The organism is Undibacterium sp. Ji50W (assembly GCF_049340445.1).
Lineage (GTDB): Bacteria > Pseudomonadota > Gammaproteobacteria > Burkholderiales > Burkholderiaceae_D > Undibacterium.
The window spans coordinates 354,545-379,935 of record NZ_JBMPOX010000002.1 but is presented as its reverse complement, the minus strand read 5'-3'; the positions used below and the strand labels follow the sequence as shown (position 1 = coordinate 379,935).

Here is a 25,391-nt window from a genome sequence, read left to right as displayed (position 1 = left end):
ATTCCTGTGGCTTGGGCTAATTCCACAATGGCACGATTGATGGGAGGTATCATTTGTTGAATTACCCATTCCTTTTGTTCTGCCGTATAGCGTACTCGTTTCATCTTACTCTGCCTTTCGCTCTCCAACGGGTTAGATTTCTGATGACGCGACATCTATCCTGACATGGAGGGGAAGCAAAGAAAGGAATTCGGCCGCCGGGCCGAGACCCGGCTTGGTTCTACGAAGCGCAATCGCCTTACACACAACATCAGCATACAACGATAGACGCTGGGCTCCATCCTTCGCTCACTGCTGTCCGGAATAATTATCCTGACTCGTTCTGAGCCTCAAGGACTGGCAGTTTTGTAGCAATTTCTCTTCATCAAATACTTAATTTTTAAACTAATATTTCTTTGTCAGAAACTGCCCTCCAAGCCCCTTCCCCTTCAAGGGTAAGGTTGAGATGAGGGATAGGTTTCCGCCGTAAATTCAACTATCGTTAATCGACCGAAACCCATCCCCACCCTAACCCTCCCCTTGAAAGGGAGGGGATTTCCTGGTCATTTTTTGTCAAGAACATTATTCCGGACACCAGTTAGCCTTCGCTGGAGCGACGTAATTCAGGTCAGAGTGACGTTAAAAAACCCAGGCTGCCGACGCAGTCAAATCAGACCGACGACGCTAAGTCCCTCACTTATTCACCGGCGACTCCACATCCAGCAACAACGCCATCACATCCTTCAACTGCTCCTCCGTCAACACCCCGTTATGCCCAAACCGTGGCATCCTGGAACAAGCGCTATACGCTTGCGCGTTATAAATTTTCCCCCACGTGTATTTCACTATCTCTGGACTGGTGCCACGTGTTTTGCCATATTGATAAAGCGTTGGCCCGATATTACCGAAAGAAATTTCCTTCTTGCTCATCTGATGGCAGGCATAGCAATTGCCGCCATTGACCGACCCCATGGCATCGGACGATTGCATGCCCCGGCCATTCTGGGCAATTTTTTCACCATTCTTCCAGTCGCCCATATACTGGCCATCAGCCGGATATTTGACAGAAGCCAGTTGGGCCTGTTCCAGTTTTTTTGCCTGCTGGGGTTTTAAACCTTGCGGATTGGCGCTGCATAGTGCCTGGGCTTCATCTTGCAGCACCATGCGTTCCATGGTGGCAGGGCCCTTGGCTTTGAAGTCAGCCTTCATCATGTCCAGCGCGGCCTTGGCATAATCGGGTTCGGCAGCAAGAACCGGTGTCATGCAACAAGCTGCCACCAGCAAAACACTGATGTGGCGTAAGCGTAGATTTTTCATGCGTAGTCCCTCAGCGTCTAGCGTTTTAAGGCAGGTGCATTCATGACCGCGCCATCGGCAGATTTTGCCAGGAACATGGTCAATGCAGTGATGGTGTCTGAAGCGTAATCAGGCACAGGGAAGCGCTGCTGGCGAAAGCAATCATTCAACCGGTGCTGCATGCTGCGGACTTCGCCTTGCGAAACACGGTAAGCAGGCCAGGTTGAATAGGCGGCCTGGGCATTTTCCTTGTTGTTCAGGTTAGGCAAGTCTTGCAGGCGTATGCGTTGGCCGTCGCTAGAATGGCAAGATGCGCAAGCAAAATCATGGGAGCCGGCACGGTAATAAAAAATCTTTTTACCAATTTCATAGGCCTGCTTTTCTGCCGGATGCTTGGTACTGATAGCCAGTTTCATGCCACGCGATTCTGCCGTCAGAAAAGCAACCAGGGCTTCGATATCGGAAGGATTGCCGGCAGAGCCAAAGGGAGTCTTGCTGGCTTGCTCGCGCGTCAGGCCCTGCAGGCTAATACGACAATGCATGAGGCGTTGCTCAAGATCCATGACCTTGCTGGTGTCTTTAAAGTAACGCGGCAATTCTGCATACGCGCCCTTGGTTACGCCCGGGCCTTTACCCAGATCACATTGCTCCAGCGATTGCTGATTCGGGCCAAGTTTTTTTTGCCAGAGTTCCTGCCCACGCATTTCCCATAATTCAGCCGGGTTGCCATCAGCCAGCATTTGCCGGTATTTGGCGATTTCATCGCTTGAGGATGGGCTAGCAGTCTGCGCCTGCGCAGACGACCAGACAGAACATGCCAACATGACACAAAGCGGCATACAGGACAGTGATTTGAGAGCAAGACGTGACATGGGGTTTCCTTATCAGCTTATGGCTGCTTCGTCGCTACGCTGGTCACCTTTGCTGTCTATCCAGGTTACCGACACTTTATCGCCCTTGACACCGCCCTTGAACTTGAAGGACAGGAAAGGATCTTTGGAAACTGAAGGACCAAACTGCGCATCCAGCACCAGCTTGTCTTTCCATTTGGCTTGCAGGGTCTTGATGAAATGTGCCGGTACAACTTTACCTTCCAGGTCTTTACGCTGACCGGTTTCCATATCGTGACGCATCAGCACTTTTACTTCAACAACGTCGCCAGTAGCCACTGCCCGAATACGCATAGGATCGCCCATGATGTCTCCTTTTTTAATTGCCTGTAACAATACTTTGAATTTACAAACCCTACAATTTATTTACATCAAAACAGAGCCATGCCAAGTATTGCGAATGTCTGCCGTGACGTAGATATCAGTCCGTGTCGATTTTTCAAAAACTCATTTATCGGGATGCAGAGCAAGGCCAACTGTAACCCTTGCGCAGCAATACGTCGGTATTGCGAGCATTTGCAACGCAGCTATGCGCCCGAGAAATGGGTTTTTACATGCATCACCCGCCACAGCCACCTAGAGTAACCTTAATCTCTTTCGAAGCCACCAGCCATTTACCATTCGCCTTCACCAGCGCATGCACGTTTGAAGTTTCGCCTACCTTGACGCGGGTGCTGACGGAGGCTTCTGTCCCTTCTGGAATAGTAAATGCCGCTGACATGGCGTTCGGGTTTTTCTCTATCAGAATCGCGATGTAATCCGTATTGGCGGCCTTACTGCTGACACTGACTGGCACAACTGCACCATTTTCGGCAATATCTGGCGCAACGATAGCGATGTCGGCGCTGACAGCCGGGCTGCCTGCACCCAAGGCGGCAAACGCATCCTGCAGGCTCTTGGCTTCAAACGCCTTGGCTTGCCATTCGGCGGCAAATACATCAGATGGTTTCAGCAAGCCGGCGGCAAATGCCAGGCCAAATATGGTGGAAATGCGTAAAAAATCACGGCGCTGCTGACCGTCATCATTGATCTTGATTGCCTGCTTCATTGCTGTCTCCTGAGTGAGCATTTACCTGATGATGCGATTTACTGATTTGTACCTGTTCGATATAGCTTAACGCGAATTCCTTCCGTCGACGTGACATACCTGCAAAATCCATGTCGAATTATTGTCGCAAAATCCAGCTCAGCATGGTCTTGATCTCGCCATCCTTGACCTGGCCTTGCGACGGCATGGGAATATCACCCCAGGCGCCGCTGCCACCAGCCTTGATTTTTTTGGCCAGACTGGTTTCTGCATTGGCGTCCGCTTTGTATTTTTCTGCAATCTGGGCAAAGCCGGGGCCGACAATTTTATCCTTGATACCATGGCAGGCGACACAGGCGTATTGCTTGACCAGTTTTAAACCTTCATCGGTGACAGGCTGGCTGACTTTGATGACGGCGGCCTGATTCAGGTCCACACCCCGTACCGCACCGACTGTGCGATTTTGTTCGACCGGGTTGCCATTGGCGCTACGCGCAAAGACCGGTAACTCAGAAGTGATTTTCACTTCCCTGATGCAGTCTTTCATGCAGGCTGTATTCTTCACATCGGGCTTGCCTGTGGTTTGCCACAAACCATGCTGCTGGCTCATCCCCAAGCGGTTTGGCATACGCTTTTGTACGTCGGCGATGTTTGCATCTGACATGACAAAGTCATCAGCGACAATGCCCCCCAGGTTGAGTATATAAGCAGTCACTGCGTACACTTCATCCGTCGTCAGCGTCTTGGGGGCATTCCAGGGCATGGCGCGATTGATGTAATCCCATAGCGTGGAAACAGTTGCCACCTTCATCAGGGTAGTGCGCTGCGGCTGGCTATTGCCAGTCAATGCAGCGACCCGGCCATTCTTGACATCTTCCCTGGTGGTGCCGCCGACGATGGGGGTAAACACCTGGTTCGATTCACCAAAGGTGCCATGGCAGGATGCACATTTGCCATCCCATACCTGTTGGCCCTGATCAACACTGCCACGCCCCTTGGGCAAACCTTTGAAGTCCGGCCGCACATCGATGTCCCAAGCCGCTACTTCTTTGGGTGTGGCAGCCCTGCCTATGCCGGAATAATTATCCGCACCGGCGGTCAGGCTGATGCCAGTCAGTATCAGTATGCCTAAGGCTTTGCTCAGTATGCTCAACTCAGGCCACTTGTACATTGCTGACCTCTCCAACTTCATTAATTTTCCAGGACTGGATGGCATTGTTGTGATAGATCGAACGGGTGCCACGCACTGCGCGCAACTGTGCGATCTTGGGTTGTACATACCCAGTGTCATCCATCGCGCGCGATTGCAGGATCGCCGGTGTACCATCCCAGTTCCAGTCGATATTGAAGCGGGTCAGGCATTTGCCCAGTACCGGCCCTTCCAGCCTGGCGGTACGCCAGCTACGACCACCATCAGCAGAGACATCCACGCGCTTAACCTTGCCACGTCCCGACCAGGCCAGGCCGGTGATATTGTGAAAGCCTTTTTCCAGCAGCATTTGGCCGCCGGACGGTGTGGTGATAACCGACTTGCACTCCTGTACCGATGTATATTGTCTGTGCATGCCATCCGGTTGCAGATCGATATAGTGGATAGCTTCATCCTTGGTCGCCCAGGGCTGGTCGCCAACTTCTATGCGGCGCAGCCATTTGACCCAGGACACGCCTTGCACACCTGGCACCACCAGGCGCAGCGGGTAACCATTTTCTGGTCGCAGCATTTCACCATTCATACCATAAGCGACGATGACATCATCCATGGCACGGGCAATATCAATCGTGCGCGTCATGGCAGAACCATCGCCCCCTTCTGCCAGCACAAATTTGGCTTTCTTGCGGTCTATGCCGCAATCGTCCAGCAAGATCGACAAAGGCACGCCGGTAAATTCGCAACAGCTCAACATGCCATGCGTGTACTGCACCGTGGGTACGGCGACATTGCCCCATTCGGTCGCGCTATTCGCGCCGCATTCTATGAAGTGCATGCGCGATACCGAGGGCAGGCGCATCAGGTCGTCCATGGTGTAAACCTTGGCTTCACGTACCAGACCGTTGATCATGAAACGATGCTGGGCCGGGTCGATATCTATCCAGCCCTGATGGTGGCGTTCAAAATGCAGGCCACTGGGGGTAATGATGCCGAAGAAGCCTTGCAAGGGTGCAAATGAGACGGAAGCCTGCGGTACCCGAGTCAAGCCAGGTGATTGCCGACGCTGCAGATTGGCTTCGAATCTGGATGGCTGGCCATAAGCCTGCATGACGACAGGATTACCCAGGGTCTTTGCATGTTCCTGCAAATTCAGTATCAGCGGGTCGCCATCCCCTTCTGGCATGCTGCCCGGCCTGGCTATTGCCGCACCAGATGCCAGTGCCGCCGTGGCAGCAGCAAAACTCTTGCGCAAAAAACCACGCCGTTCGTCATTCAAGCCATGTTCATTGATGGCTTGACGCAAAGGCGCATCCAGAAAATTTTCAGGCGCACGACGCAACAGACCAGATTTTTTGACTTGGATAGACATGAGGCTGAAACTTTCCAATGAGATACTTCGTTCATTCTGGTCAGTATGCTTTACCACACCAACCAGCATAAAGCTTTTTTAAGCACAGTTTTAGCGATTTGAATTTGATCAGGCGCAAATAATACTATTTGCGCATATAATCAAATAAGGAAGAGAAAAAGGCAAACACTTTTTTTGGCGCAACGCACAAAGGCATCAACAAATCAGCCGGATTGACCTACTCATGGTAAGTTCTGCTATCCAATTCAAGCTTGCCATCTCATTCAGGAATCTCTGATTAATTGAAACAGAAAAATATAGTCCTCAGCTCACCCGTGGCAGTTTGTATCAGTAGTTTGATACTGATGGCTTGGACCGTCTCGGCCTTGTACTTCAAGCAATCTCTTTTTGCCTCGCAAAAGTCCTTGCGTCTACCTCAGCTTGGCGCTGCAACCGGCGAGCTATTTACCACACATGAATGGTGGCGCTTGCTGGTGTCGCAATTTTTGCATGTACATTTCCTGCATATGCTGTTCAACACCACCTGCATCTTTGTATTGGCGAGCACCCTGGAACGCGCACGTGGCTGGCGGCTGTTGATCAGCCTCTATCTGATTGGCGGCCTTGCTGGCCAGGCTGCCAGTGTCTGGTATTACCCGGACCTGGTTACAGACGGTGCATCGCAAGCTTTGATGGCCCTGTGCGCGGGGGTATTCATTTTACTGCCACGCAATAAAATGGCATGGTTTGCAGGTCTGATAGTCGCCATACAGATTGCGCTCGATGTACATGCCATCGCAACTATCAAAGCAGGCCATGTGCATGGTTTCGCCGCAGGACTATTGATCAGCCTGAGTAGTTTGCTTGCATCGCCAGGTGCAAACCGTCCTGCCACGCTGAATGAATCCGCATGATCAGGCTATCGGTCACTTCGCATTCAATCCAAACCTGGTAAGTCCTTATAAAGAAACTGGCACAATGAAGGCATAACAAGTTAGCATGAGAATGCGGCGCTACCCGGAAAGAATTATTCCGGGTATAGCCTTTTTCCTGCCATCCCCATTCAGGAGTGCCACTGTGAGCGACTCATACTTTGATGCCCCCATCTTCATCGAAGATGGCCCGTATATAGACTTAGATCCCAAAGAGCATCCATTTCTCTACAATGAGCGCGGTCATGGCAGGCCATTGCGGCTAGCTTTCGGTCATGAGATCAGCCTGGCACCAGACAATCCTGACCTGTATCTGGGTACCAAATATCAGGGCATCAGTCACCATGCCAAGACCATACCCAATGATGGTCATCCTTACGAGATCACCGAATTCAATTTCAACACGGCAGAAGTCGAATACGAAACGATACTTGCGACCAAAGACAGCGTGCAAGCCTTTGGTATGACGCTGCTTAAAAGTGGTGAATGTCTGCGTTTTGAATACGAGGGCCTGATCATGGCCCAATACACCTATGGAAAATGGGCAGGCTACCAGTCACCTTACCTGGGTGGCACACGTCGCCGTGAACTGCTGACTTACAATCCGACTGACCTGGAATTCCATGATTTTCCGCATGTGTTTTTCTCCCAGGATGAGCGACCCCTGGTCATCAGCGTGGCACGCTGGCGGCCCTATGTGCAGGAAATTTTCCTGGCTGATTTATGGATACAGCCAGGTGACGCCATCGTCCTGCCACCCAAAACGCGGCCGGCCCAACCAGACGACCATCTCCCGGAAGCAGAAAAACGACGCATCATCATCGACCTGCATGGCAACCGCAATTCTGCCCTGGCTTGCTGGCGCGACGGCCAACCCGCATTAACCACCACCACGATACTGGGCAACAACAACACCATGCAAACCCGCGCCCCCAATTACCATGAAGAAATGCACCCGACCAGGCATGGGCATGCAGGAATCAGGGCGATCAAATAGCAGTCAAGCGCTGCTCACAGGGGCAGCGCGCTATGCAAGACCCTGTTGCCGTTTTTGCCTGCGTTGCCACCACCACTGAAATAGCGTGATCAGACTGATGGCCAGCAAAACAAACCAGCAAGTCACCGCCATGATGCCGCCCCATTCAGGATTTCCCCAAAAAAGCACCCAGAAAAACAGAGGGAAACTCGCGAGCACACTGGCAATAGTGGTAATGATGGTCTGTGGTTTTTCACGGACGAACAACAGTGCAAAGGGTAAAAAGAAAACGATGACAATTTCAAGCAAATCCAGAACACCAAAACCCAGCGTTCCTTCCTGAATGCGGTTCCAGCCCTGCTGTACAAGTTTGTAGGGATACAAATAACCGTCTACATAGACGCTATCCTTGTTTGTTTCTTTAACGGGTGCTTTCGCTGTTACTGGCTTTTCTGTGCTTTCTGTGCGTTCTGTGCTTTCTGTCGCAGGCTCTTTCGCAGATTCGCATTTGGACAAAGGCAGGACAAAACAGATCAACAACAATAGCGAAGCAATTTTTCTGATCAGACTGAGATTATGCATAGTTGTCACCCAGCTTGAAACCGAAGTGCCATCATTTCAATCCGCGAGAAGTCCCGCCAGAATTGCAGCGTCGCCGTCATATCAGGGCCTGATATAGGCATAACCCTGCTGCTGGCGCTTGATCAGTTGTGACACGCCTGCCTCAACATAACCCAGGTTATCCAGCATATCTGCCTTGGTGATTTTTTGGGCGCGCATGGTATTTTCACAGATCATGACCTGGGCCCCCAATTTAAGCACTTCATCGATGCGGCTGGCTGCCTGGGATTCAAATTTGAACATATCAATGCCAGGACCATAGGCGACGATTTCCACCTCGATATTATCCCGGCCCATATCCTTGATGACGTTTTTGACATTATTCAGCGTCAAATCCCATTTTTTGCTGTCGCCATCACTGACCTGAAAAACAACTTTGGATTTCTTTACCGCCTGCGTGCCGGCATCTTGCTGCGCCAGTGCGCTGACATGCACCATGCCGTTCAATACCAGTGCCAGTGCCAGCAAACGCCCATAGTAGGAAATCAGTCTCATGCTTACTCCTGTTTTCAAATGATCAGATAACGATACCAGATTTATGCGTCCGCTGAAAATGATATTTCGATGTCAACATTTCGTTGGAAAAACATTCATTTCTGAAAAGAATGTTAAAAATCATTGCATGTCCATGCATGACTGGATTAGAGTTGGTCTTTCCATACGCACACAATCTGGGCATGTATATGAAAAAACTTTTCTCGATTGCAGCCTGCACACTGGTATTTAGCATCAGCGCTTTTGCGCAAAATACTTATACCCTGAACGTCAGTGAAGGTACATCCGGCGGCCAGGATTCGGCTCAGATTATAGAAAAATATACCGGCCTGGCAGAGGTGATGAGCAAGGCCCTGGGCAAAAAAGTCGTGGTTATCGTGACGCGGGAATTTGCCCAACTGGAAGAAGGCATGAAATCCGGCAAGATGGATTTTGTGATGGCCCGCCCCAGTGATTATCCAGCACGCGGTGTGCGTGATTACAAATACCAGTTGATATCAACCTCCAAGCCAGAAGGTCATTGTCTGTTGATCGTACCAAAGGCGTCACCTTTGAAAAATATCAGTGACATCAAGGGCAAACGCATCACACTGCCAGAGAAGATTTCATACATGTCGAAATTCTGCTCGGCCGAACTGGTACACAATGGTTTCGATCTCGAAGCAGAAAAAATCCAGTATGCAAAAGAACAAGGGGCCGTTATTTTTTATCTGGACAACCAGTTGGCGGATGTGGGCGGTGTTGCCTCGTATTCTGCGGTAGCCAAGAATCTGGAAAAAACCGGGCATCGCGTCATCCATACCAGCCAGAAACAGCCTTACCAACCCTTGATTGCACATGCCAGATTCAGCGCTGCGCAAATTCAGGCTTTGAAGAAAGAACTGGGACAAATGGACGAAACCGAACCCGGTAAAGTCATCCTGAAACAGTTAGGCATCAAGGAATTTGATATAAAAAGCAATGAACAAAGTCTGCACGATTTGCTGAAATGGTTGGGTTAATAAAACCTGATCCAATGCTGACCCAGCGCTAACCCAAATCAGGACTTTACAAGCTTCGTATTCACATACAAAAGCAAGCAGCCCAGGATTTCCTGCTTCAGTGTCAGATGCAGACCGGTCAACAGGGATTGCTCATAAGTGACACGCTCACAAATCTGCCGTGCTGATGTCGCCGATATCAAAGGTCCAGAAGGCATCAGCAGGCTGGCTGCGATCAAAAAACTACAACTCCAGATCAAGGCACGCATGATGTTATCCTTAAGCTGTGGCTAAACTGCCCGGCCGACAGGGAAAACTGCCGCCACCTGCATGAGCTGATTCCAGCGCCAGCGCAAGACTATGCCGGTGCCGACTGCCACACCAGCGCAGATAAACCATGCAGGGCAAGGTAAAAATTTTACATACAAAATAACCAGAACCAATCCAGGCAAAACAGACATCGCCACGCCGATCAACAAAGCGAAATCATAACGTGACTTCATCACGGCATAGTTGTTCAGGCTCATGACACTGAGAGGCAGCAAGCAAAAACAACCTATCCAGACTGATCCGTTCATCGTTGGTCCGGCAGATGAAAAATATACTGTCAAGCAAACGATCACCGTTGTAACAAACCATAGGCACAGTGCCTGACGTAATAGGAAACCCGCAATGAGCACAGTTTGCTGCTTAACGCCCGGCAACCTGGCTGCAAGACAAAGTAAGCTTTGTTCACCCCTGCGTTGATTTACGCTAGTAAGTACGACGCTGGAATATACAATGGGTAAAAAAATAAAAGATGCGACCGGAACAAAATACGCCAGCAAAATATCTTTGTCATCAAACTTACCGGAATGGCGAAGAAAGAAAATAAAGTAAACGCACATGCCTACACACATGAGTAGCATAGACATAAAGCTAGTTAACCAAAATACCTGTCTGCCCATTGAAAATGGTATTAGCTGACTCACTGTTTCTGGAAAGCGCTGTACTTTTTTCATGCAGCGGCGCAACAGAAAATCATAGGGACTAATGAAACTCAACGGATACTGATTCATTGGCACTTCTTCGCCTCGCATCATCTTTTGCATCTCGGCGAAATTCTGTTCTCTTTTGAAATGCTGGTCGCCATGTATGGAAAAAAGCCAACGCAATACTAAGGCGGTCAATCCAACGGTTATTAACAACATCAGTACAGGCTGATTCCATATGCCGGTATCAGGCAAGCTTATTTTTGTGCCTATCCAGATCGGCAATTGCGACATGATAACCAGCAAAATCAACACCCATTTACTGCGTATGGTGGCAACGTACACCAGCAAGGCAAACACACCCAGCATCCAGATTTTAAAAAAATTACTCTGCGATTGAAAATTCAGCGCCACAGCCAACAATGCAGGCAGCAGCAGAGTAGGAATAGCCAGTGCGTACTGCATATTCCGTTTGATCTGAGGCACAAGACGTGCATTGGCAGGTGTGTATTGCATCGCCACACTGGGTACCAGCATCAGCATCCAGGACAAAAGCAACAAACCAAGCGCCATTGACAGACCGAGGCAAAGTGCCAGTAAAATGGGTATCCAGCCCTCATCTTTCTTCCCGACAAAGAAGACGACTACCATCGGTAGCAATACGATCAGGCTCAATAAAAACCATATTATTTTCAAACTCCCGGTATTGATGCGGGCATAGTATGGCTGCTTCCAAATGGAAATGATTGTCTTCATGGGGTACCTTTTACGACTGGCGTCAGGAGTTGATTTTTTCGCATGGCCAATTGGTTCATCTTTATCGTGTCATTTCTATGAACAAATCTTCCAGGCTCAATTTTTCCAGGCGTACATCATGGCGACTCTGCAGTTGTTCCAGTTGCTGAGGTTCAAACTGGGCCAGTACGCTGTCTTCACCCTGCATGCCGGTATTGCGGCACGCGCTTAAAGTCCGCTTGGGTGTGAGTTGCGCCAGCACTTGGGTCGTCCCACTGACGCGCACGGTGCTATCCATCATGTCATCCAGTGCCTGCTGATGCACGATGCGACCGTGGTTAAGAAAGGCTACATTCATGGCTACCCTTTCCAGGTCAGACAGGATATGGGTGGAAAATACGATCGTGGTCTGTTTCGCTATCACGCTTTCTATCAGTTCACGCAAGAAATCGCGACGGCCTGCCGGGTCCAGGCTGGACACGGGTTCATCCAGTATCAGTAGTTCCGGCTCATGCGCCAGGGCGCGGATAATCGACAGCCGCTGCTTCTGTCCGACAGACAGTTTGTTGATGACCTTGTCAAATGGCAGTTCCCAGGCCTGCATCAGGCTATTCACCTTGTCTTCATTCCAGTGTGGATATAACTGACGGAAGTAATCCAGCATTTGCCTGGCGTTCAGCCATTCAAACAAATCACTGCGCTGCGGCACATAACCTATCCTGGCTCTGGTTGCCTGGCTGAGTTGCCCGGCATTGTCACCAAATAACTGTGAGCTACCGCTATCCACATCACGCAGGCCCAGCAGGCACTCGATCAGAGTGGATTTACCGGCACCATTGCGCCCCAGCAGGCCTACGATACTGCCTGGCTCGATGTGCCAGTCAAGTTCTTTCAAGACAGACTGCCCACTGAAGGATTTGTTCAAACCACGAATTTGTATGGGGTGCGATGTAAGTTGTGTTGGCTGCGCATGCATGCTTATTTTCCTTTAAGAATACTGGTCAGCAGTGCGATGACTGCCTTTGGTTCCAATTCCAGCTGACTGGCTTCGATTGCGATACGCTCCAGGCTGGGGCGTAATATTTCCAGCCGCGTACCCAGGTCCTGGCTGCCCCCCTTCTGGGACGCCACCTCCATACCCAGGCCACGGCGACGCATCAGCAAACCTTCTGCCTCCAGCATGCTATAAGCCTTGGATACGGTCATAGGATTGACGCCTAATGCGCTGGCAACTTCGCGTACTGATGGCATGGCATCACCTGCAGCCACCTGCCCTCCTGCCAGTAAACGTCGCAGTTGTTCTATCAGTTGCCGGTAAATAGGCTCACTGGTTCCGGTCGTCACCCGAAATATCTCTGCGCCTAATTGGCGCGGACTTTCTGGCGACATCATGTTTTACGCTCCATAACAAGCTTTCCTGTGCGCTGTGATTAAGTGATTGGGCGATTAATGCATCACTATGGGTGCAATATGAATACACCATGCTTACGTGTATTAATATAGTAATACACTTATTTTATAATTTCAAGATAAATCTTGTTGCCACCGACAGGATAAAATACAGAGACTCATTTCATCCATGCGGATGCCTCCTACTATTCATAGCATTTTTTGACGATGATCCCCAAGCCAATCCAGCAGATCAATAAAGATGCGGCCAGCAGCCTGGCCGCAGCACGTATATTGCTGGCGCGACGCCTTACCGGTGAACAGGGCCCAGCGCTGCCGGCAGCATATCGCCCAACGACGCTGCAAGCTGCATTTGCCATACAGTGCGCCGTCAGCTATTTGATCAGCGACTTGCACAAGCAAGACATAGTCGGCTGGAAGTGTGGCATGCCAGGTGACGAAAAATGGGTGCTGGCGCCCATCTATGCCAATGATGTCCATGAAGCATCTACACAGCCGCATAGGGTCTGGTGTCACCAACAACAGGTCAAAATTGAACCAGAACTGGCCTTCATCCTGGCACGGGATTTACCTGCAAGAGCCACACCCTATACAGCAGCGGAAGTCGACGCCGCCATAGGTGAAACACGGCTGGCGCTGGAATTGATCCATACACGGTACGCCAACGCAGATCAGTTGAATTTCTACGATCACCTGGCGGATTGCCTGTTCAATCAGGGTCTGGTACTGGGGCCAGCTATCGATCATCAACTGGCACAGCAAACACACAGCATGCGTATCGATTTGATGCTCGCCAACCAGGCGGTCGTGACTGTGGATGGACAACATCCAGCCGGTCAGCCGCGTTTGCCCTTGTATTGGCTAGCAGAATTCCTGCGTAGCCAGGGCATGGGCCTGCGAGCGGGGCAAGCCGTCATCACCGGTTCCTACGCCGGCAGCCCGCAAGTGCCGGTGGATACCGATATCAGCGTGCACTTTGGTGATCTGGGTCTGATGCAAGTGCGTTTTGAAGGAAGATAAACCGGCACCGCGCGGCTTACCGCGTGGCTTACCGCGCGGCTTGCCTGAAGTCGCAGGTCATTTTCGCCCACGCATCAGCTTGCAAACCCTGCACCGGGGCGATGGCTTGCTGGGCATGAAACCCAGTGGCGACTTTGGTCCACGTGGTGGCAGTGTCACCGTCGTCGAAATCGACTGGCTGTACCACACTGATACCGGCCTGCGCTGGGAAACTGCGGCTCCAACCGCCTTGCTGAACCGCCGCCCGCATTCCACCCAGTTATTGCATGATGCAGAAAGCAAAGCCATCTGCCTGCTGCGTGATCTGGGGGCAGAAGCTGATGCCCTGGACAAAGTCTGGGATATCGGTCTGCAGCCGCTGCCTGCCGCCAGCCTGCAATGGCGCAACCAGGCGGTAGCCGAGAAATTTGGCCCACTATGGAGCCTGGTACAGGAAGGTTTTTTTGCTGATTTCTGGGCCGACCGATTGCCTGAGATGCAGGCGCTGGGCTGGCAAGTCGTGGTACGCCCCGGCTTTGCGCATGAAAGTGTGCCGGTCGATGCCTGGCATTTGATCATCGACGAAAATACCGGTGCCATCATTGGCAAGCAGGTGGCATCACGTATGCGCAATCGCACCGAAATCATCACCCCGCTGGGCTTGCCAGCACGTGAGGGTTCATGGATGCTGAGCCTGGGCATAGAAATCGAAGGTGAAGTACTGGATCTGGTTCCCATGCTGGCGCATCTGCTGCAACGTGATGCTCGCTGGCTGAATGCCAGGCAGATACGCCAGATAGACGACATGGCCATCATACAATTGCGTGCGCCAGGCGGTAAGCGCATCGACGCCATGGCAGCACCATTGAAAGCCATCGTCATCCACATGCTGGATTTGCTGACCGACAGGCCGCAGATGGAAGGCCCGGTACAATTATCGGCCTGGGACAATTACCGGCTGGAAGCCCTGCGCGCCAGCCTGCTCGACAGCCAGCCTGCGCGTGCTGGCCCGCACGGTGGCTGGCAGTTGCAGGGCGAGGTCGGCTTGCGCAACCTGGCACAGCGCTTGAAAAAAAGCGGCAGTCTGCGTGCCGTGGCGGCACCCACTGGCCTGGGTGTGACTTTGCGCCCGTATCAACTGCATGGCGTGGCCTGGTTGCAATATCTGCGCGAGCAACATCTGGCAGGCATACTGGCAGACGACATGGGCCTGGGCAAGACCGCCCAGGTACTGGCCCATCTGCTGATAGAAAAACAGCAAGGCAGACTGGATATTCCTGCGCTGATCGTCTTGCCAACTTCACTGATCTTCAACTGGCAGGCCGAAGCCCGCCGCATGGCTCCGGCCCTGCGGGTACTGACCTTGCAAGGGCCAGAACGCAGCGACCTGTTTGCCGACATCCGCCAGGCCGATGTGGTACTGACCACCTATCCTTTGCTATGGCGTGATCTGGATACGCTGGCAGCACAAGAATTTCATTTGCTGATACTCGATGAAGCACAAACTGTAAAGAATGCCGCCAGCCGCAGCGCCGACGCCGTGCGCCGCATCCAGGCCAGACACAGGCTGTGCATGACGGGCACGCCACTGGAAAATAATCTCGGTGAATTGTGGACCCAGTTTGATTTTCTGATGCCCGGCTTCCTCGGTGATATACGCAGCTTTTCACGCCTGTGGCGCAAGCCCATTGAAGTCAATGGCGAAACCTTGCGGGCGCAATTGCTGGCGCAACGGGTGCGCCCTTTCATACTGCGGCGACGCAAGGATGACGTGGCAACAGAATTACCACCCCGCACCGAAGTCATCAAGCGCCTGCGTCTGCAAGGCAAACAGCGTGAACTGTATGAAAGCGTGCGCGTCGCTGCCGATGAGCAGGTAAGGCGGGTACTGCAACGCAAGGGTTTTGATGGCGCGCAGATCACTATCCTCGATGCACTGTTAAAGCTGCGCCAGGTGTGCTGCGACCCGCAGTTGTTGAAAGGCCAGAACCTGCCGCCGGACATGGAAAGAGCCAAGCTCGACATGCTGGCAGACATGCTGCCGGCACTAGTGGCAGAAGGCCGTCGCATCCTGGTGTTTTCGCAATTCACGGAAATGCTGGAGCTGATTGCCGTGATGCTGGCAGAACTCGACCTTGCCTGCCTGATGTTGACCGGCAAAACTGCGACCGCCAGCCGTGGCGCGGTGGTCGCCCAGTTTCAGGACAAGCAGGTGCCAATCATGTTGATCAGCCTTAAAGCCGGCGGTGTGGGCCTGAACCTGACCGCCGCTGACACCATCATCCACATGGACCCGTGGTGGAACCCGGCCGTCGAAGAACAGGCCAATGCCCGTGCCCATCGCATCGGCCAACAACAAGCGGTATTTATCTACAAATTACTTATCGAAGGCAGTATAGAAGAGCGCATACTTGGTCTGCAGGCACGCAAGGCAGCACTGGCGGAAGGGGTACTGGGTAGCGATACCGCCTTTTCACAGAAATTCAGTGCAGAAGATCTTCAGGCCCTGCTAGCCCCTCTGAGCGCAACGCTAACCAGCAACACCTGAGGCATCAATAGGATGGAGTGGTGGATAGATGGATGTCAGCAAACCGCCCAAAGTTAAAAATTTGTTTAATTTGCAAATTTTATCTTTTCTACAATTGACAAAAAAACATAGTTGCCACATCTTAGCAAATAAGTGTATTGAGACATGTTAATCTCGAATGCTTGCTTAATGGAAATTCTCATTTAAGCTTATATAACCCTGTCCGCGTCTGCTGGCAACAACAGGTAGGGGTACTGGCAAAACTGTATCGTGGCAATTGCAGGACAAAATGATCAGGTACCACGGCATACGGCACAAGGGGCGACCAGACTTGATGTCCATGACTGATGTTCCAAAGACAGGTTACCCATGACGACTACGCGACGGAATCGCTACATTGGTATTGTGACAGTGCTGTATTTATTGCTGGCACTGGCATGGATATTCCTGTCTGACAGTTTACTGTCCAGTATTAGTGATGTCGATAAGATGACGTGGTTATCCACTGCCAAAGGCGTTTTTTTTGTGGTCACGACCAGCGCCCTGCTGTTCCTGGCCCTGCATGCCGTCCCCGCAAGGAAAGGACAGCATCAGACATGGTCAGGTCCTGTCGTGCTGGAAGAGTATCAAGAGCAGACGCCGTCACGCGTCATGATTTACCTGCTGGCCGTCATTCTTCCCCTGTCCGTACTGATGCTGCGTGAAGCGATAGCCCCCAGTTTTGACAACCGGCCCTTGCTCATCATATTTGTACTACCTATCGTGCTAAGTGCGCTGGCAGGTGGTCTAGGGCCTGGTTTGCTGACCACACTGATCGCAACGATAGGCCTGATTTATTTCGTTATTCCACCAATACACAGTTTTGAAATCAAACCCGGACCGGATATATTTCAACTGAGCTTCCTGGTAATCAGCGGCATCGCTGTCAGTTTTATGAGTGAAGCCTTGCGCAAGTCCCTGCTCAAAGTGCAGAGCAATCGCAATCTGCTCGACGCCATCGTGTATGGCACCTCGGATGCCGTATTCGTCAAGGATATGGAAGGCCGCTATATTCTCATCAATGAAGCCGGAGCACAGTTTGTAGGCAAAACCAAGGCAGAAATCCTCGGCAAGAATGATCGTCATCTGTTTCCCGACATTTCAGCAGACAGCATTCATGCAAAAGACCAGGCCATTTTGAGTAACGGTGATACCCAGACCTATGATGAATCCATCGATACCCACGATGGCCGTGCCCTGGTATTCATGATTACCAAAGGCCCCATGCGTGACAAGAAGGGAAAAATCACTGGCCTGTTCGGGATTGCCCGCGACGTGACCGAACGCAAGGAGGCAGAGGCGGCACTCAAGGAAAGTGAAGCCGCCATGCGTGTGGCACAGCGCCTGGCCGCAGTCGGCAGTTGGGAATGGAATGTACGTACCGATGTTCACACCTGGTCGGAAGAAGTCTATCAAATTTATGGCCGCGATCCTGCGCTACCAGCCGCCGTTTACCCCGAAGTGCAGAAATACTTTACCCCCGACAGCTGGGCCAGGCTGGCCAGCGTAGTCGAACAGACACTGCAAACCCATGCTCCCTATACCTGCGATGCCGAAGTAGTCAGGCCAGACGGTAAGCATCGCTGGATTATTGCCCGTGGCGAAGCCTTAATGGACACACAGGGAAAACTGATCAAGTTGCATGGCAGTGTGCAAGATATTACCGAGCGCAAAAACGCCGCCATGCAATTGCAGGCCAGCGAAGAACGCCTGCAGATGGCGATTGAAGCGACCAGCGAAGGTTTGTGGGACTGGGATGTCCCCAGCGGCAAAGTGTACCGGTCACGCCATTATTACGACATGACTGGCTATGAGGAAAGCGCTGATAACCGTGACTTTGATTTCTTCAAACGGCTGGTACATCCGGATGATCTGCCGAATACCTTGCAACAAATCGAGGCGCACAGACAAGGCCGCACACCGGATATCGATTTTGAATACCGCATGATCACCAAATCCGGTGCCATCAAATGGATGCGTGCCAAAGGCCGTGCTGTCAGGCGCGATGCCGACGGTAATCCACTCAGGGTGGTTGGCACACTATCAGACATTAACGACAAAAAACGCACCGCTGCGGAATTGCTGGAAAGAGAGCAAAGGCTGGAGCGCGTCATGCGAGGCTCGGATCAGGGATACTGGGACTGGGACCTGTTGAGCAATACCTTCCAGGTCAGCGCTCGCTGGGAAACCATGCTGGGTTACGACCCTGGCGAAATGAATGTCAGTCCCGAACACTGGGGCGATCATGTGCATCCTGAAGACCTGGTGCAGGCAAAACGGTCTCTGGACCGACACCGGCACGGTGTCACAGCAGCACATGAACTGGAATTGCGCCTGCGTACCAAAACGGGTGAATGGCGCTGGATACTGACACGGGGTGCGATTGTTTCCAGGGCCGCGGATGGTACGCCCCTGATCATGTCCGGTACCCATACCGACATCACCGATAAAAAAATAATGGAACTGACGCAGCGTGAAGCTGCAACCGTATTCAGCAACAGTTATGAAGGCATCATGGTTGTCAATCCCGAGGGATGCATCACCAAGATCAATCCGGCATTCACCCGCATTACTGGCTACACCGAAAAAGACATTTGCGGCAAATCCACCAATCTGCTGTCTTCAGGACGCCATAACACCAGTTTTTACGCTGAGATGTGGAATGCCGTCAACAACAACGATTTCTGGCGCGGTGAAATATGGAACAAACGCAAGAATGGCGAAATCTATCCTGAGCTGTTATCGATTTCCTCGGTGCGCGACGCCAGAGGTGAGATTCAGTATTACATAGGCATCTTCACCGACATCAGCGAGTTGAAAACCCATGAAGCAGAACTGGAACGCATCGCCAATTATGATACGCTGACAGGTGCACCGAACCGACGTCTGTTGGCAGACCGCCTGGACCAGGCAGTAAATCGTGCCAAACGCACTGGCAAGACCGTGGCGATCTGCTATCTTGACCTGGACGGTTTCAAAAGCATCAATGATCACTACGGCCACGACGCCGGAGACAGGCTGTTGATCAGTGTGACCGAAAACCTCAAGCATGTGCTGCGTGCAGATGATACCCTGGCACGCTTGGGTGGCGACGAATTTGCCCTGCTGTTGTCAGACATTTCATCGGCAGAAGAAAGCGTCACCATACTTGATCGTATCCTCACCAGCGTCAGCCAGCCCATAAAACTGAATGAAGTGGTGGTCAGCATTTCTGCCAGCATAGGCGTCAGCCTGTATCCGGATGACAATGTCGATGCCGATACCCTGTTACGGCATGCCGACCATGCCATGTATCTGGCAAAAGAAGCTGGCAAGAATCGCTACCACCTGTTCGACCCCGAAAATGACCGCAAGGCGCAGCAACGCCGGAAAATTCTGGAGCGTCTGCAAATTGCCCTGAACCAGGAAGAATTCGTTCTCTACTACCAGCCCAAGGTGGACCTGATTACCGGTGAAGTGATAGGTGCCGAAGCATTGATACGCTGGCAGCACCCGGAACGCGGCATCCTGTCACCAATGGAATTTCTGCCACACATTTATGGCAGTAAACTGGAAAAACTGGTGGGGGAATGGGTTATCAAGGCAGCCTTGCAACAAGCCAATAACTGGCAGTTGCGCGGAATGTCGATTTGCGTCAGTGCCAATATCAGTGCCCATCACCTGTTGGAACAAGGTTTCTGTGATTATTTGCAATCGGCACTCAGGCAGCACCCGTATTTTCATGCTGCCAATTTTGAACTGGAAGTGTTGGAATCGGCCGCCATCGCCGATATGGAACAGGCGGTCGCCATCCTGAATCGTTGTCGGCAGATGGGTATCCAATTTGCACTGGATGATTTCGGTACCGGCTATTCTTCCCTGACCTATCTGCGCAAGTTGCCGGTCCATACCTTGAAAATTGATCAGAGCTTTGTACGCGACATGCTCAATGATGTCGAAGACCTGGATATCGTCGAAGGCGTCATACGCCTGGCAGGTGCGTTTGACCGCCAGGTCATCGCCGAAGGTGTGGAAACCATGGAACATGGTGCCAAACTGCTGGAACTGGGCTGCCGGCTGGCACAGGGTTATGGTATTGCCCTTCCTATGCCTGCTGATCAGTTCATCGACTGGTCAGCAGGCTGGAAGGCGGAAGGCCGCTGGCGCGACCTGCGGCCCAGACTCAGTCTGCAGGCCTTGCATTGAATTCTGCAGCGGGATTATTTTTTGCGGAACACCAGGTCCCAGACACCATGACCAAGCCGCAGGCCGCGATTCTCAAACTTGGTGACAGGACGGTAATCCGGGCGTGGCGCATAGCCATCGGCGGTATTTTCCAATGCCGGTTCGGCACCCAATACTTCCAGCATCTGCACCGCATATTCTTCCCAGTCCGTCGCGCAATGCAGATAGCCGCCAGGGGCCAGGCGCGAAGCCAGCAAGGCCACCAGCGGCCCCTGTATCAGGCGACGCTTATTGTGGCGCGCCTTGTGCCATGGATCGGGAAAAAACACGTGTATGCCATGCAGCGAAGCCGGGGCAATCATGTGTGTCAACACTTCAAATGCATCATGCTGGATGATGCGCTGGTTGTGCAAACCCATTTCATCTGTCAGCTTCAATAAACTGCCAACACCCGGTGTATGTACCTCGACCCCGATAAAGTTTTTTTCCGGCATGCCGGCAGAAATCTTTGCGCTGGTTTCGCCCATGCCAAAACCGATTTCAAATACAGTCGGTGCCTGGCGACCAAAAGCAGCATCCACATCCAGTTGTGCTTTTTGATAAGGGATACAAAAACGCGGCGCCAGGGTGTCCAAGGCCCTGGCCTGGGCATCGGACAAACGTCCGGCACGGGTCACAAAGCTACGGATGCGGCGCTCGGTAGGATCATAAAACATCGGTTTGCTGCCGTCAGCAGGCTTGGAATCAGACATACAGGAATTCAATAAGAATGGAAGCTGGTACAGGTATTTGAGGGGTAGTCCCGGTGCAAGACAAGTGCGGCAGCAACACCCACGCGTGATACCAGACTTTCGTGGTCTGGCGCACCCTTTACCTGCTTAACCGTTAAACAAGGCGCGTATTTTAACAGATGATGCCTCATCACAGCATCCCGACTTTGCCTGCCATGAATACAAGCGTCAATGAAAGAAGAGGTGAACCCCATGAGAAAACACATGGAATTCATGGCACAAGGAAAGATCAACAGACACAACCAACTTGCTTCCCAGCTACGAATAAAAGAAAAAACCGATGTTACTACAAATTTTAATAAGTCTCATTTATAGTTATTAGCCTGTCAACCTATCGGTCCACTCAATATCCGAAACCTATACTTCGCCACACAAACCAAATGATATAGACAATGCCAAATAACATGCAATGCTCTTTTGAACCGGCTCGTTTTCCTTTCTTTGAGCAGGCTCCGTCTCGCTCTAACAGGCAAAGCCAGTCAGGCGATGACCTGTCTGCATTCATGACAAAAGAGACTGTCACTTGTTTAAGTCACAGTCCCTTTTTATTTGTTTTTTTCTTGGCGCTGAGGACCATAAAAAAACCCGTCCGGCATCAGGAGGGGCTCAGGCGATTAATAGTGATTAATAGTCAGTGCTCGGTATTACTGACTTGATCTCATCAGAACTTCACATTCGCGGTCAGGTTGACGGCGCGTGGTGTACCTGGTGTGTAACGATAACCACTCTTGTTGATGGCTGCCACATAGGCTTTGTCTGCGATATTATTGATATTCAACTGCAGGTCCAGGTTTTTGTTGACGGCATAGCTGGCCATGGCATCGAATACCCAATAGGCTTCAGTCGAAGCCGGTGTGCCGACTGCACCATCCGTACCGCGCAACAAGGCATCCACAAAACGTGCGCCGCCACCCAGTTTCAGGCCCATAGGCAGCTGATACGAAGTCCATGCCGTGAAGCTTTGTTTTGGTGTGTACGACAGATTGTTGATACCGCTGGCTGTCACCAGCGGGCCGCTTTCAACACTGGTATCCATTCTGGCATAGCCAGCGCTGACCAGCCAATTACGGTTGATGGCACCTGTCACACCCAGTTCGATACCCTGCACGCGTTTTTTACCAGTCTGGTAATACAACAGGTCAGTCAGGTTTTGTACGACTTCATTTGATACTTCGGTACGATAGATCGCGGCTGTGAATGACAGTTTTTGTTCCAGCAAATCCCACTTGGTGCCGATTTCGGCATTTTTGGTTTCTTGCGGATCAAACTTCGGATTGGCCGCACTGCTGGCCGATGCGCTCAATGCAAAGTTGGAACCCCCTGGCGGTTGTTTCGATGTCGAGTAAGAAGCATAGATACTGCTGTCTTTGGTAGGCTTGTACAAGGCGCCCAGTTTGACGTTGACCAGGTTGCCGGCCATATTCAGGTTGGTTGGCACCAGCGTACCTACCGGCAGCGTCGGATTACTGGTGGCGGTGGACAGGCTGGCGGCAGAATAGTCTGTGCTGTAATGATCAACGCGCACACCGGCATTGACCTGCCATTCCGGGCTGAACTTGATGGTGTCAAATACATAGGCACTGACGGTGCTGGTTGCGCCACGTGTGAACACGCTGTTACGCACCGGATTCAAACCTGTCACCTTGTCGTTAGGATCAGGCTTGTAAAAATTCGCTGCCGGCAGCGTACCCAGGCCATCATTGCCCCAGGTATTCTGTTTTTCATTCGTCAGTTCCACACCACCCAGCAGGCTGTGTTTGAGACCGCCCAGTTCCACGTCGGCCACCAGGTTGGTCTGGTTGGTCAGGATTTCATTTTCCTGATCTTTCAGGGTACGCGTGCCGCGTGCCAGCGTCCAGGTAGACAGATCCGTGGTCGATGGTGTCAGCAGATTCGCGGTCGATCCCATGAATGAAGTCAACAGATAATGTTGCGTGGTTTTGCCAAAGCGGGCTGTATTGATCAGTTTTACCTTGTCGCTGAAATCATGTTCGACGCGCAAGGTCAGCATGTCTGCGGTGACTTTGTCGAAGTCATTGACCGAGCCATAAAAATTCTTTGGATCGACTTTCGGTGCAGTAGACAGGAAAGGACGTTTCGGGTCCGGGCTGCTATAGCCAGGCAGGCCGATGGTAGGTACGCCACCATCCGGTACATTGTCTTGCTGTACGTGCAGGTAATTCAGGTAAAAACGGGTAGGTGAGTTCAAGCCAAATGCAAACGATGGTGCGATGCCCCAGCGCTTATTGTGGACTTCATTACGTCCAGGCACTCCACTGTCCTGATCCACCAGATTCAGGCGGAACGCCGAACCCTGATCAGCACTGATGACCCGGTTCAGGTCGGCAGTGACACGCTTCTGGCTACCGCTGCCTACTGTGGCCGAACCAAAGATTGCATCTTCCATGGTGGCTTGCTTGCTGATCAGGTTGACTGAACCTGTAGGCGCACCACGGCCACCATCGGTACCGGCCGGGCCTTTCAGCACGTCGATCTGTTCGATGTTGAACAGATCGCGGGAAATGGAACCCAGGTCACGCACGCCATCTACGTAAATGCTGCTGGATGTGTCAAAACCACGCATGTAGATTGCATCACCAGTGCTGGTGCTGCCGTTTTCACCCAGGAAAAACGCGCCGACGCCTGGCGTGTTGCGCAAGGCATCTGTCAGTGTCAATGCGCCCTGCTGATCAATCAGCTCGCGCTTGATGACGGTAATGGTCTGCGTCGTATCCACCAAAGGCTGCGTATATTTGGGAGAAGAAGCCTTATCCGCCTTGAAATCATTTTCTGTCTTTGCCGTCACCTTGACGTCAGGCAGGGCAGGGTCAGCCGCCTGGGCAGCGATCGGCAACAAGAAAGCGGCGGCAGCTGCCGTCACCGTATGATTAAAACGCGCGTGATGATGCTTGCGGCTCTTGATATAGGCCATGACATTTCCTCAGGAAAAATTAAAAATAAAACCGCTGGCTTTTCTTTGAGGAATGGCTGAGGTGAGATAGTGAAAAGATCGATGCCGGATTGTAACAAGTCAGAAACAATATGTAAACGAGAATCGTTCTTATTATCATTCATATTTACTGGCATACCTGCACTCATACTGCGTCTGCGCAGCCCCGCAAGCTGTCAGATGAGCTCTATACTTTGCAAATTCAGGTAACTGCTTTCACGAATGGTCGTCACAAAGTCGCTGAGGTAAGCCTTGTCTGACAAATCCGGCAAACAGGCTGCATACAGTCTGCCAGTCAGGCCGTCGGCAGTAATGCGCTTGGGCAGTACATAATCGCGGTTCACATAGTTTTGTGCGGCCCATACCGGCAAGGTGGCAATACCGCGCTTGCTGGCCACTAGCTGCAGCATGGCGACGGTCAGTTCCGTGGTACGGCGTGCGGTATCGACGCCGGCAGGCTTCAAGACCTGGCGCACCACGTCCAGCATGTCATCCGGTACCGGATAGGTGATCAGGGTATCGGTCGCAAAATCCTGCGCCACCAGATAATCACGCTTGGCCAGCGCATGGTCTTTGGCGACCAGCGCCACAATCTCGAAACGAAACAGCGGATGGTAGGCCACGCTTTCATCGCCATCCATTTCGGACACGATGGCCACATCTGCCTTATGGCTGTACAACAAGCCAACGGGGTCGGCCTGGAAGCCGGAAACGATGTCCAGCTCCACCTCGGGCCAGCGCTGACGAAATACATCCATGGCCGGCATCAGCCAGTCAAAACAGGTATGACATTCGACCGCGATGCGCAATTGCCCGGCCACGCCCTGGGCCAGCCGCGCCAGGTCGCGCTCACAATTCGCGACTTGCGGCAGAACACTGTCGGCCAACTGTAGCAAGCGCTCACCTGCCGGAGTAAAGCGTATCGGCGTAGTCTTGCGTTCAAACAGCGGCATGCCATGATGCTCTTCCAGCAATTTGATCTGGTGCGATAGTGCCGACTGGGTGACATTCAGCAAGACGGCAGCCCGCAGCAAATTGCCGGATTCACGCAGCGCAAGCAGGGTTTTCAGGTGACGCAGTTCTAGTATGGATTGCATTATGAATGAAATTC

21 protein-coding genes are annotated in these 25,391 nt (G+C 51.9%); 7 read left to right on the top strand and 14 right to left on the bottom strand.

Annotated features, from left to right (window positions below; translation table 11 throughout):
• Positions 1 to 672 precede the first annotated feature (672 nt).
• The 6 genes from soxX to soxC form a co-directional block, all read right to left on the bottom strand.
• Positions 673 to 1,242: a sulfur oxidation c-type cytochrome SoxX gene (gene soxX, locus ACO0K9_RS06955; RefSeq protein WP_422983187.1), complete on the bottom strand. Its 570-nt coding sequence runs from the start codon at positions 1,240 to 1,242 to the stop codon at positions 673 to 675.
• A 71-nt stretch (positions 1,243 to 1,313) separates the two neighbouring features.
• Positions 1,314 to 2,099, bottom strand: a complete 786-nt coding sequence (gene soxA, locus ACO0K9_RS06950; protein ID WP_422983185.1) for a sulfur oxidation c-type cytochrome SoxA — start codon at positions 2,097 to 2,099, stop codon at positions 1,314 to 1,316.
• 60 nt (positions 2,100 to 2,159) lie between these two features.
• Positions 2,160 to 2,471 carry a thiosulfate oxidation carrier complex protein SoxZ gene (gene soxZ, locus ACO0K9_RS06945; RefSeq protein WP_422983165.1) on the bottom strand — a complete coding sequence of 104 codons (312 nt, stop codon included), beginning with the start codon at positions 2,469 to 2,471 and terminating at the stop codon, positions 2,160 to 2,162.
• 253 nt (positions 2,472 to 2,724) lie between these two features.
• Complete coding sequence (gene soxY / locus ACO0K9_RS06940; RefSeq protein ID WP_422983163.1) at positions 2,725 to 3,213, bottom strand: thiosulfate oxidation carrier protein SoxY; 489 nt, start codon at positions 3,211 to 3,213, stop codon at positions 2,725 to 2,727.
• 118 nt (positions 3,214 to 3,331) lie between these two features.
• Positions 3,332 to 4,363 (bottom strand): c-type cytochrome, encoded by a 1,032-nt coding sequence (locus ACO0K9_RS06935; RefSeq protein ID WP_422983161.1) that lies wholly within the window; start codon positions 4,361 to 4,363, stop codon positions 3,332 to 3,334.
• Positions 4,347 to 5,711: a sulfite dehydrogenase gene (gene soxC, locus ACO0K9_RS06930; RefSeq protein ID WP_422983159.1), complete on the bottom strand. Its 1,365-nt coding sequence runs from the start codon at positions 5,709 to 5,711 to the stop codon at positions 4,347 to 4,349. The genes ACO0K9_RS06935 and soxC overlap by 17 nt, the downstream gene beginning before the upstream one ends.
• A 344-nt stretch (positions 5,712 to 6,055) precedes the next feature.
• On the opposite strand from soxC, the gene ACO0K9_RS06925 reads away from it, so the two are divergent.
• Together ACO0K9_RS06925 and ACO0K9_RS06920 are read left to right on the top strand one after the other, a co-directional pair.
• Complete coding sequence (locus ACO0K9_RS06925) at positions 6,056 to 6,604, top strand: rhomboid family intramembrane serine protease (RefSeq protein ID WP_422983157.1); 549 nt, start codon at positions 6,056 to 6,058, stop codon at positions 6,602 to 6,604.
• Positions 6,605 to 6,767: 163 nt separating this feature from the next.
• On the top strand, positions 6,768 to 7,619 hold the full coding sequence (locus ACO0K9_RS06920) for a hypothetical protein (protein WP_422983155.1): 852 nt from the start codon (positions 6,768 to 6,770) through the stop codon (positions 7,617 to 7,619).
• 30 nt (positions 7,620 to 7,649) lie between these two features.
• Here ACO0K9_RS06920 and ACO0K9_RS06915 read toward each other — a convergent pair whose 3' ends face one another.
• Together ACO0K9_RS06915 and ACO0K9_RS06910 are read right to left on the bottom strand one after the other, a co-directional pair.
• A complete protein-coding gene (locus ACO0K9_RS06915; protein WP_422983153.1) occupies positions 7,650 to 8,180 on the bottom strand; it encodes a hypothetical protein in 531 nt (176 codons plus the stop codon).
• Positions 8,181 to 8,261: 81 nt separating this feature from the next.
• Entirely contained in the window at positions 8,262 to 8,714 is a 453-nt protein-coding gene (locus ACO0K9_RS06910) for a DsrE family protein (RefSeq protein ID WP_422983151.1), read from the bottom strand.
• 188 nt (positions 8,715 to 8,902) lie between these two features.
• On the opposite strand from ACO0K9_RS06910, the gene ACO0K9_RS06905 reads away from it, so the two are divergent.
• Together ACO0K9_RS06905 and ACO0K9_RS06900 are read left to right on the top strand one after the other, a co-directional pair.
• Positions 8,903 to 9,715 carry a phosphate/phosphite/phosphonate ABC transporter substrate-binding protein gene (locus ACO0K9_RS06905; protein ID WP_422983149.1) on the top strand — a complete coding sequence of 271 codons (813 nt, stop codon included), beginning with the start codon at positions 8,903 to 8,905 and terminating at the stop codon, positions 9,713 to 9,715.
• Positions 9,716 to 9,853: 138 nt separating this feature from the next.
• Positions 9,854 to 9,988 (top strand): hypothetical protein, encoded by a 135-nt coding sequence (locus tag ACO0K9_RS06900; RefSeq protein WP_422983147.1) that lies wholly within the window; start codon positions 9,854 to 9,856, stop codon positions 9,986 to 9,988.
• Here the strand turns inward: ACO0K9_RS06900 and ACO0K9_RS06895 are convergent.
• The 3 genes from ACO0K9_RS06895 to ACO0K9_RS06885 all read right to left on the bottom strand — a co-directional run bounded on the left by ACO0K9_RS06895 (position 9,985) and on the right by ACO0K9_RS06885 (position 12,789).
• Positions 9,985 to 11,421 (bottom strand): hypothetical protein, encoded by a 1,437-nt coding sequence (locus ACO0K9_RS06895; RefSeq protein ID WP_422983145.1) that lies wholly within the window; start codon positions 11,419 to 11,421, stop codon positions 9,985 to 9,987. The two genes, ACO0K9_RS06900 and ACO0K9_RS06895, sit on opposite strands and share 4 nt — an antisense overlap.
• Positions 11,422 to 11,482: 61 nt before the next feature.
• Positions 11,483 to 12,376, bottom strand: coding sequence for an ABC transporter ATP-binding protein (locus tag ACO0K9_RS06890; protein ID WP_422983143.1), 894 nt, complete (start codon positions 12,374 to 12,376; stop codon positions 11,483 to 11,485).
• A 2-nt stretch (positions 12,377 to 12,378) separates the two neighbouring features.
• Positions 12,379 to 12,789 (bottom strand): GntR family transcriptional regulator, encoded by a 411-nt coding sequence (locus tag ACO0K9_RS06885; RefSeq protein WP_422983141.1) that lies wholly within the window; start codon positions 12,787 to 12,789, stop codon positions 12,379 to 12,381.
• A gap of 228 nt (positions 12,790 to 13,017) precedes the next feature.
• Here ACO0K9_RS06885 and ACO0K9_RS06880 point away from each other — a divergent pair, with 228 nt between their 5' ends.
• The 3 genes from ACO0K9_RS06880 to ACO0K9_RS06870 all read left to right on the top strand — a co-directional run bounded on the left by ACO0K9_RS06880 (position 13,018) and on the right by ACO0K9_RS06870 (position 20,560).
• Positions 13,018 to 13,830, top strand: a complete 813-nt coding sequence (locus tag ACO0K9_RS06880) for a fumarylacetoacetate hydrolase family protein (RefSeq protein ID WP_422983139.1) — start codon at positions 13,018 to 13,020, stop codon at positions 13,828 to 13,830.
• A complete protein-coding gene (locus tag ACO0K9_RS06875; protein WP_422983137.1) occupies positions 13,817 to 16,357 on the top strand; it encodes a DEAD/DEAH box helicase in 2,541 nt (846 codons plus the stop codon). Before ACO0K9_RS06880 ends, ACO0K9_RS06875 begins: the two co-directional genes overlap by 14 nt.
• Positions 16,358 to 16,705: 348 nt before the next feature.
• On the top strand, positions 16,706 to 20,560 hold the full coding sequence (locus ACO0K9_RS06870; protein ID WP_422983135.1) for a PAS domain S-box protein: 3,855 nt from the start codon (positions 16,706 to 16,708) through the stop codon (positions 20,558 to 20,560).
• A gap of 14 nt (positions 20,561 to 20,574) precedes the next feature.
• Here ACO0K9_RS06870 and trmB read toward each other — a convergent pair whose 3' ends face one another.
• The 3 genes from trmB to ACO0K9_RS06855 form a co-directional block, all read right to left on the bottom strand.
• Complete coding sequence (gene trmB, locus ACO0K9_RS06865; RefSeq protein WP_422983133.1) at positions 20,575 to 21,291, bottom strand: tRNA (guanosine(46)-N7)-methyltransferase TrmB; 717 nt, start codon at positions 21,289 to 21,291, stop codon at positions 20,575 to 20,577.
• A 700-nt stretch (positions 21,292 to 21,991) separates the two neighbouring features.
• A complete protein-coding gene (locus tag ACO0K9_RS06860) occupies positions 21,992 to 24,262 on the bottom strand; it encodes a catecholate siderophore receptor Fiu (RefSeq protein ID WP_422983131.1) in 2,271 nt (756 codons plus the stop codon).
• Between the two features lie 194 nt (positions 24,263 to 24,456).
• The gene (locus tag ACO0K9_RS06855) at positions 24,457 to 25,380 is read right to left on the bottom strand and encodes a LysR substrate-binding domain-containing protein (protein WP_422983183.1); all 924 of its coding nucleotides are present in this window, start codon (positions 25,378 to 25,380) and stop codon (positions 24,457 to 24,459) included.
• Positions 25,381 to 25,391: the final 11 nt, after the last annotated feature.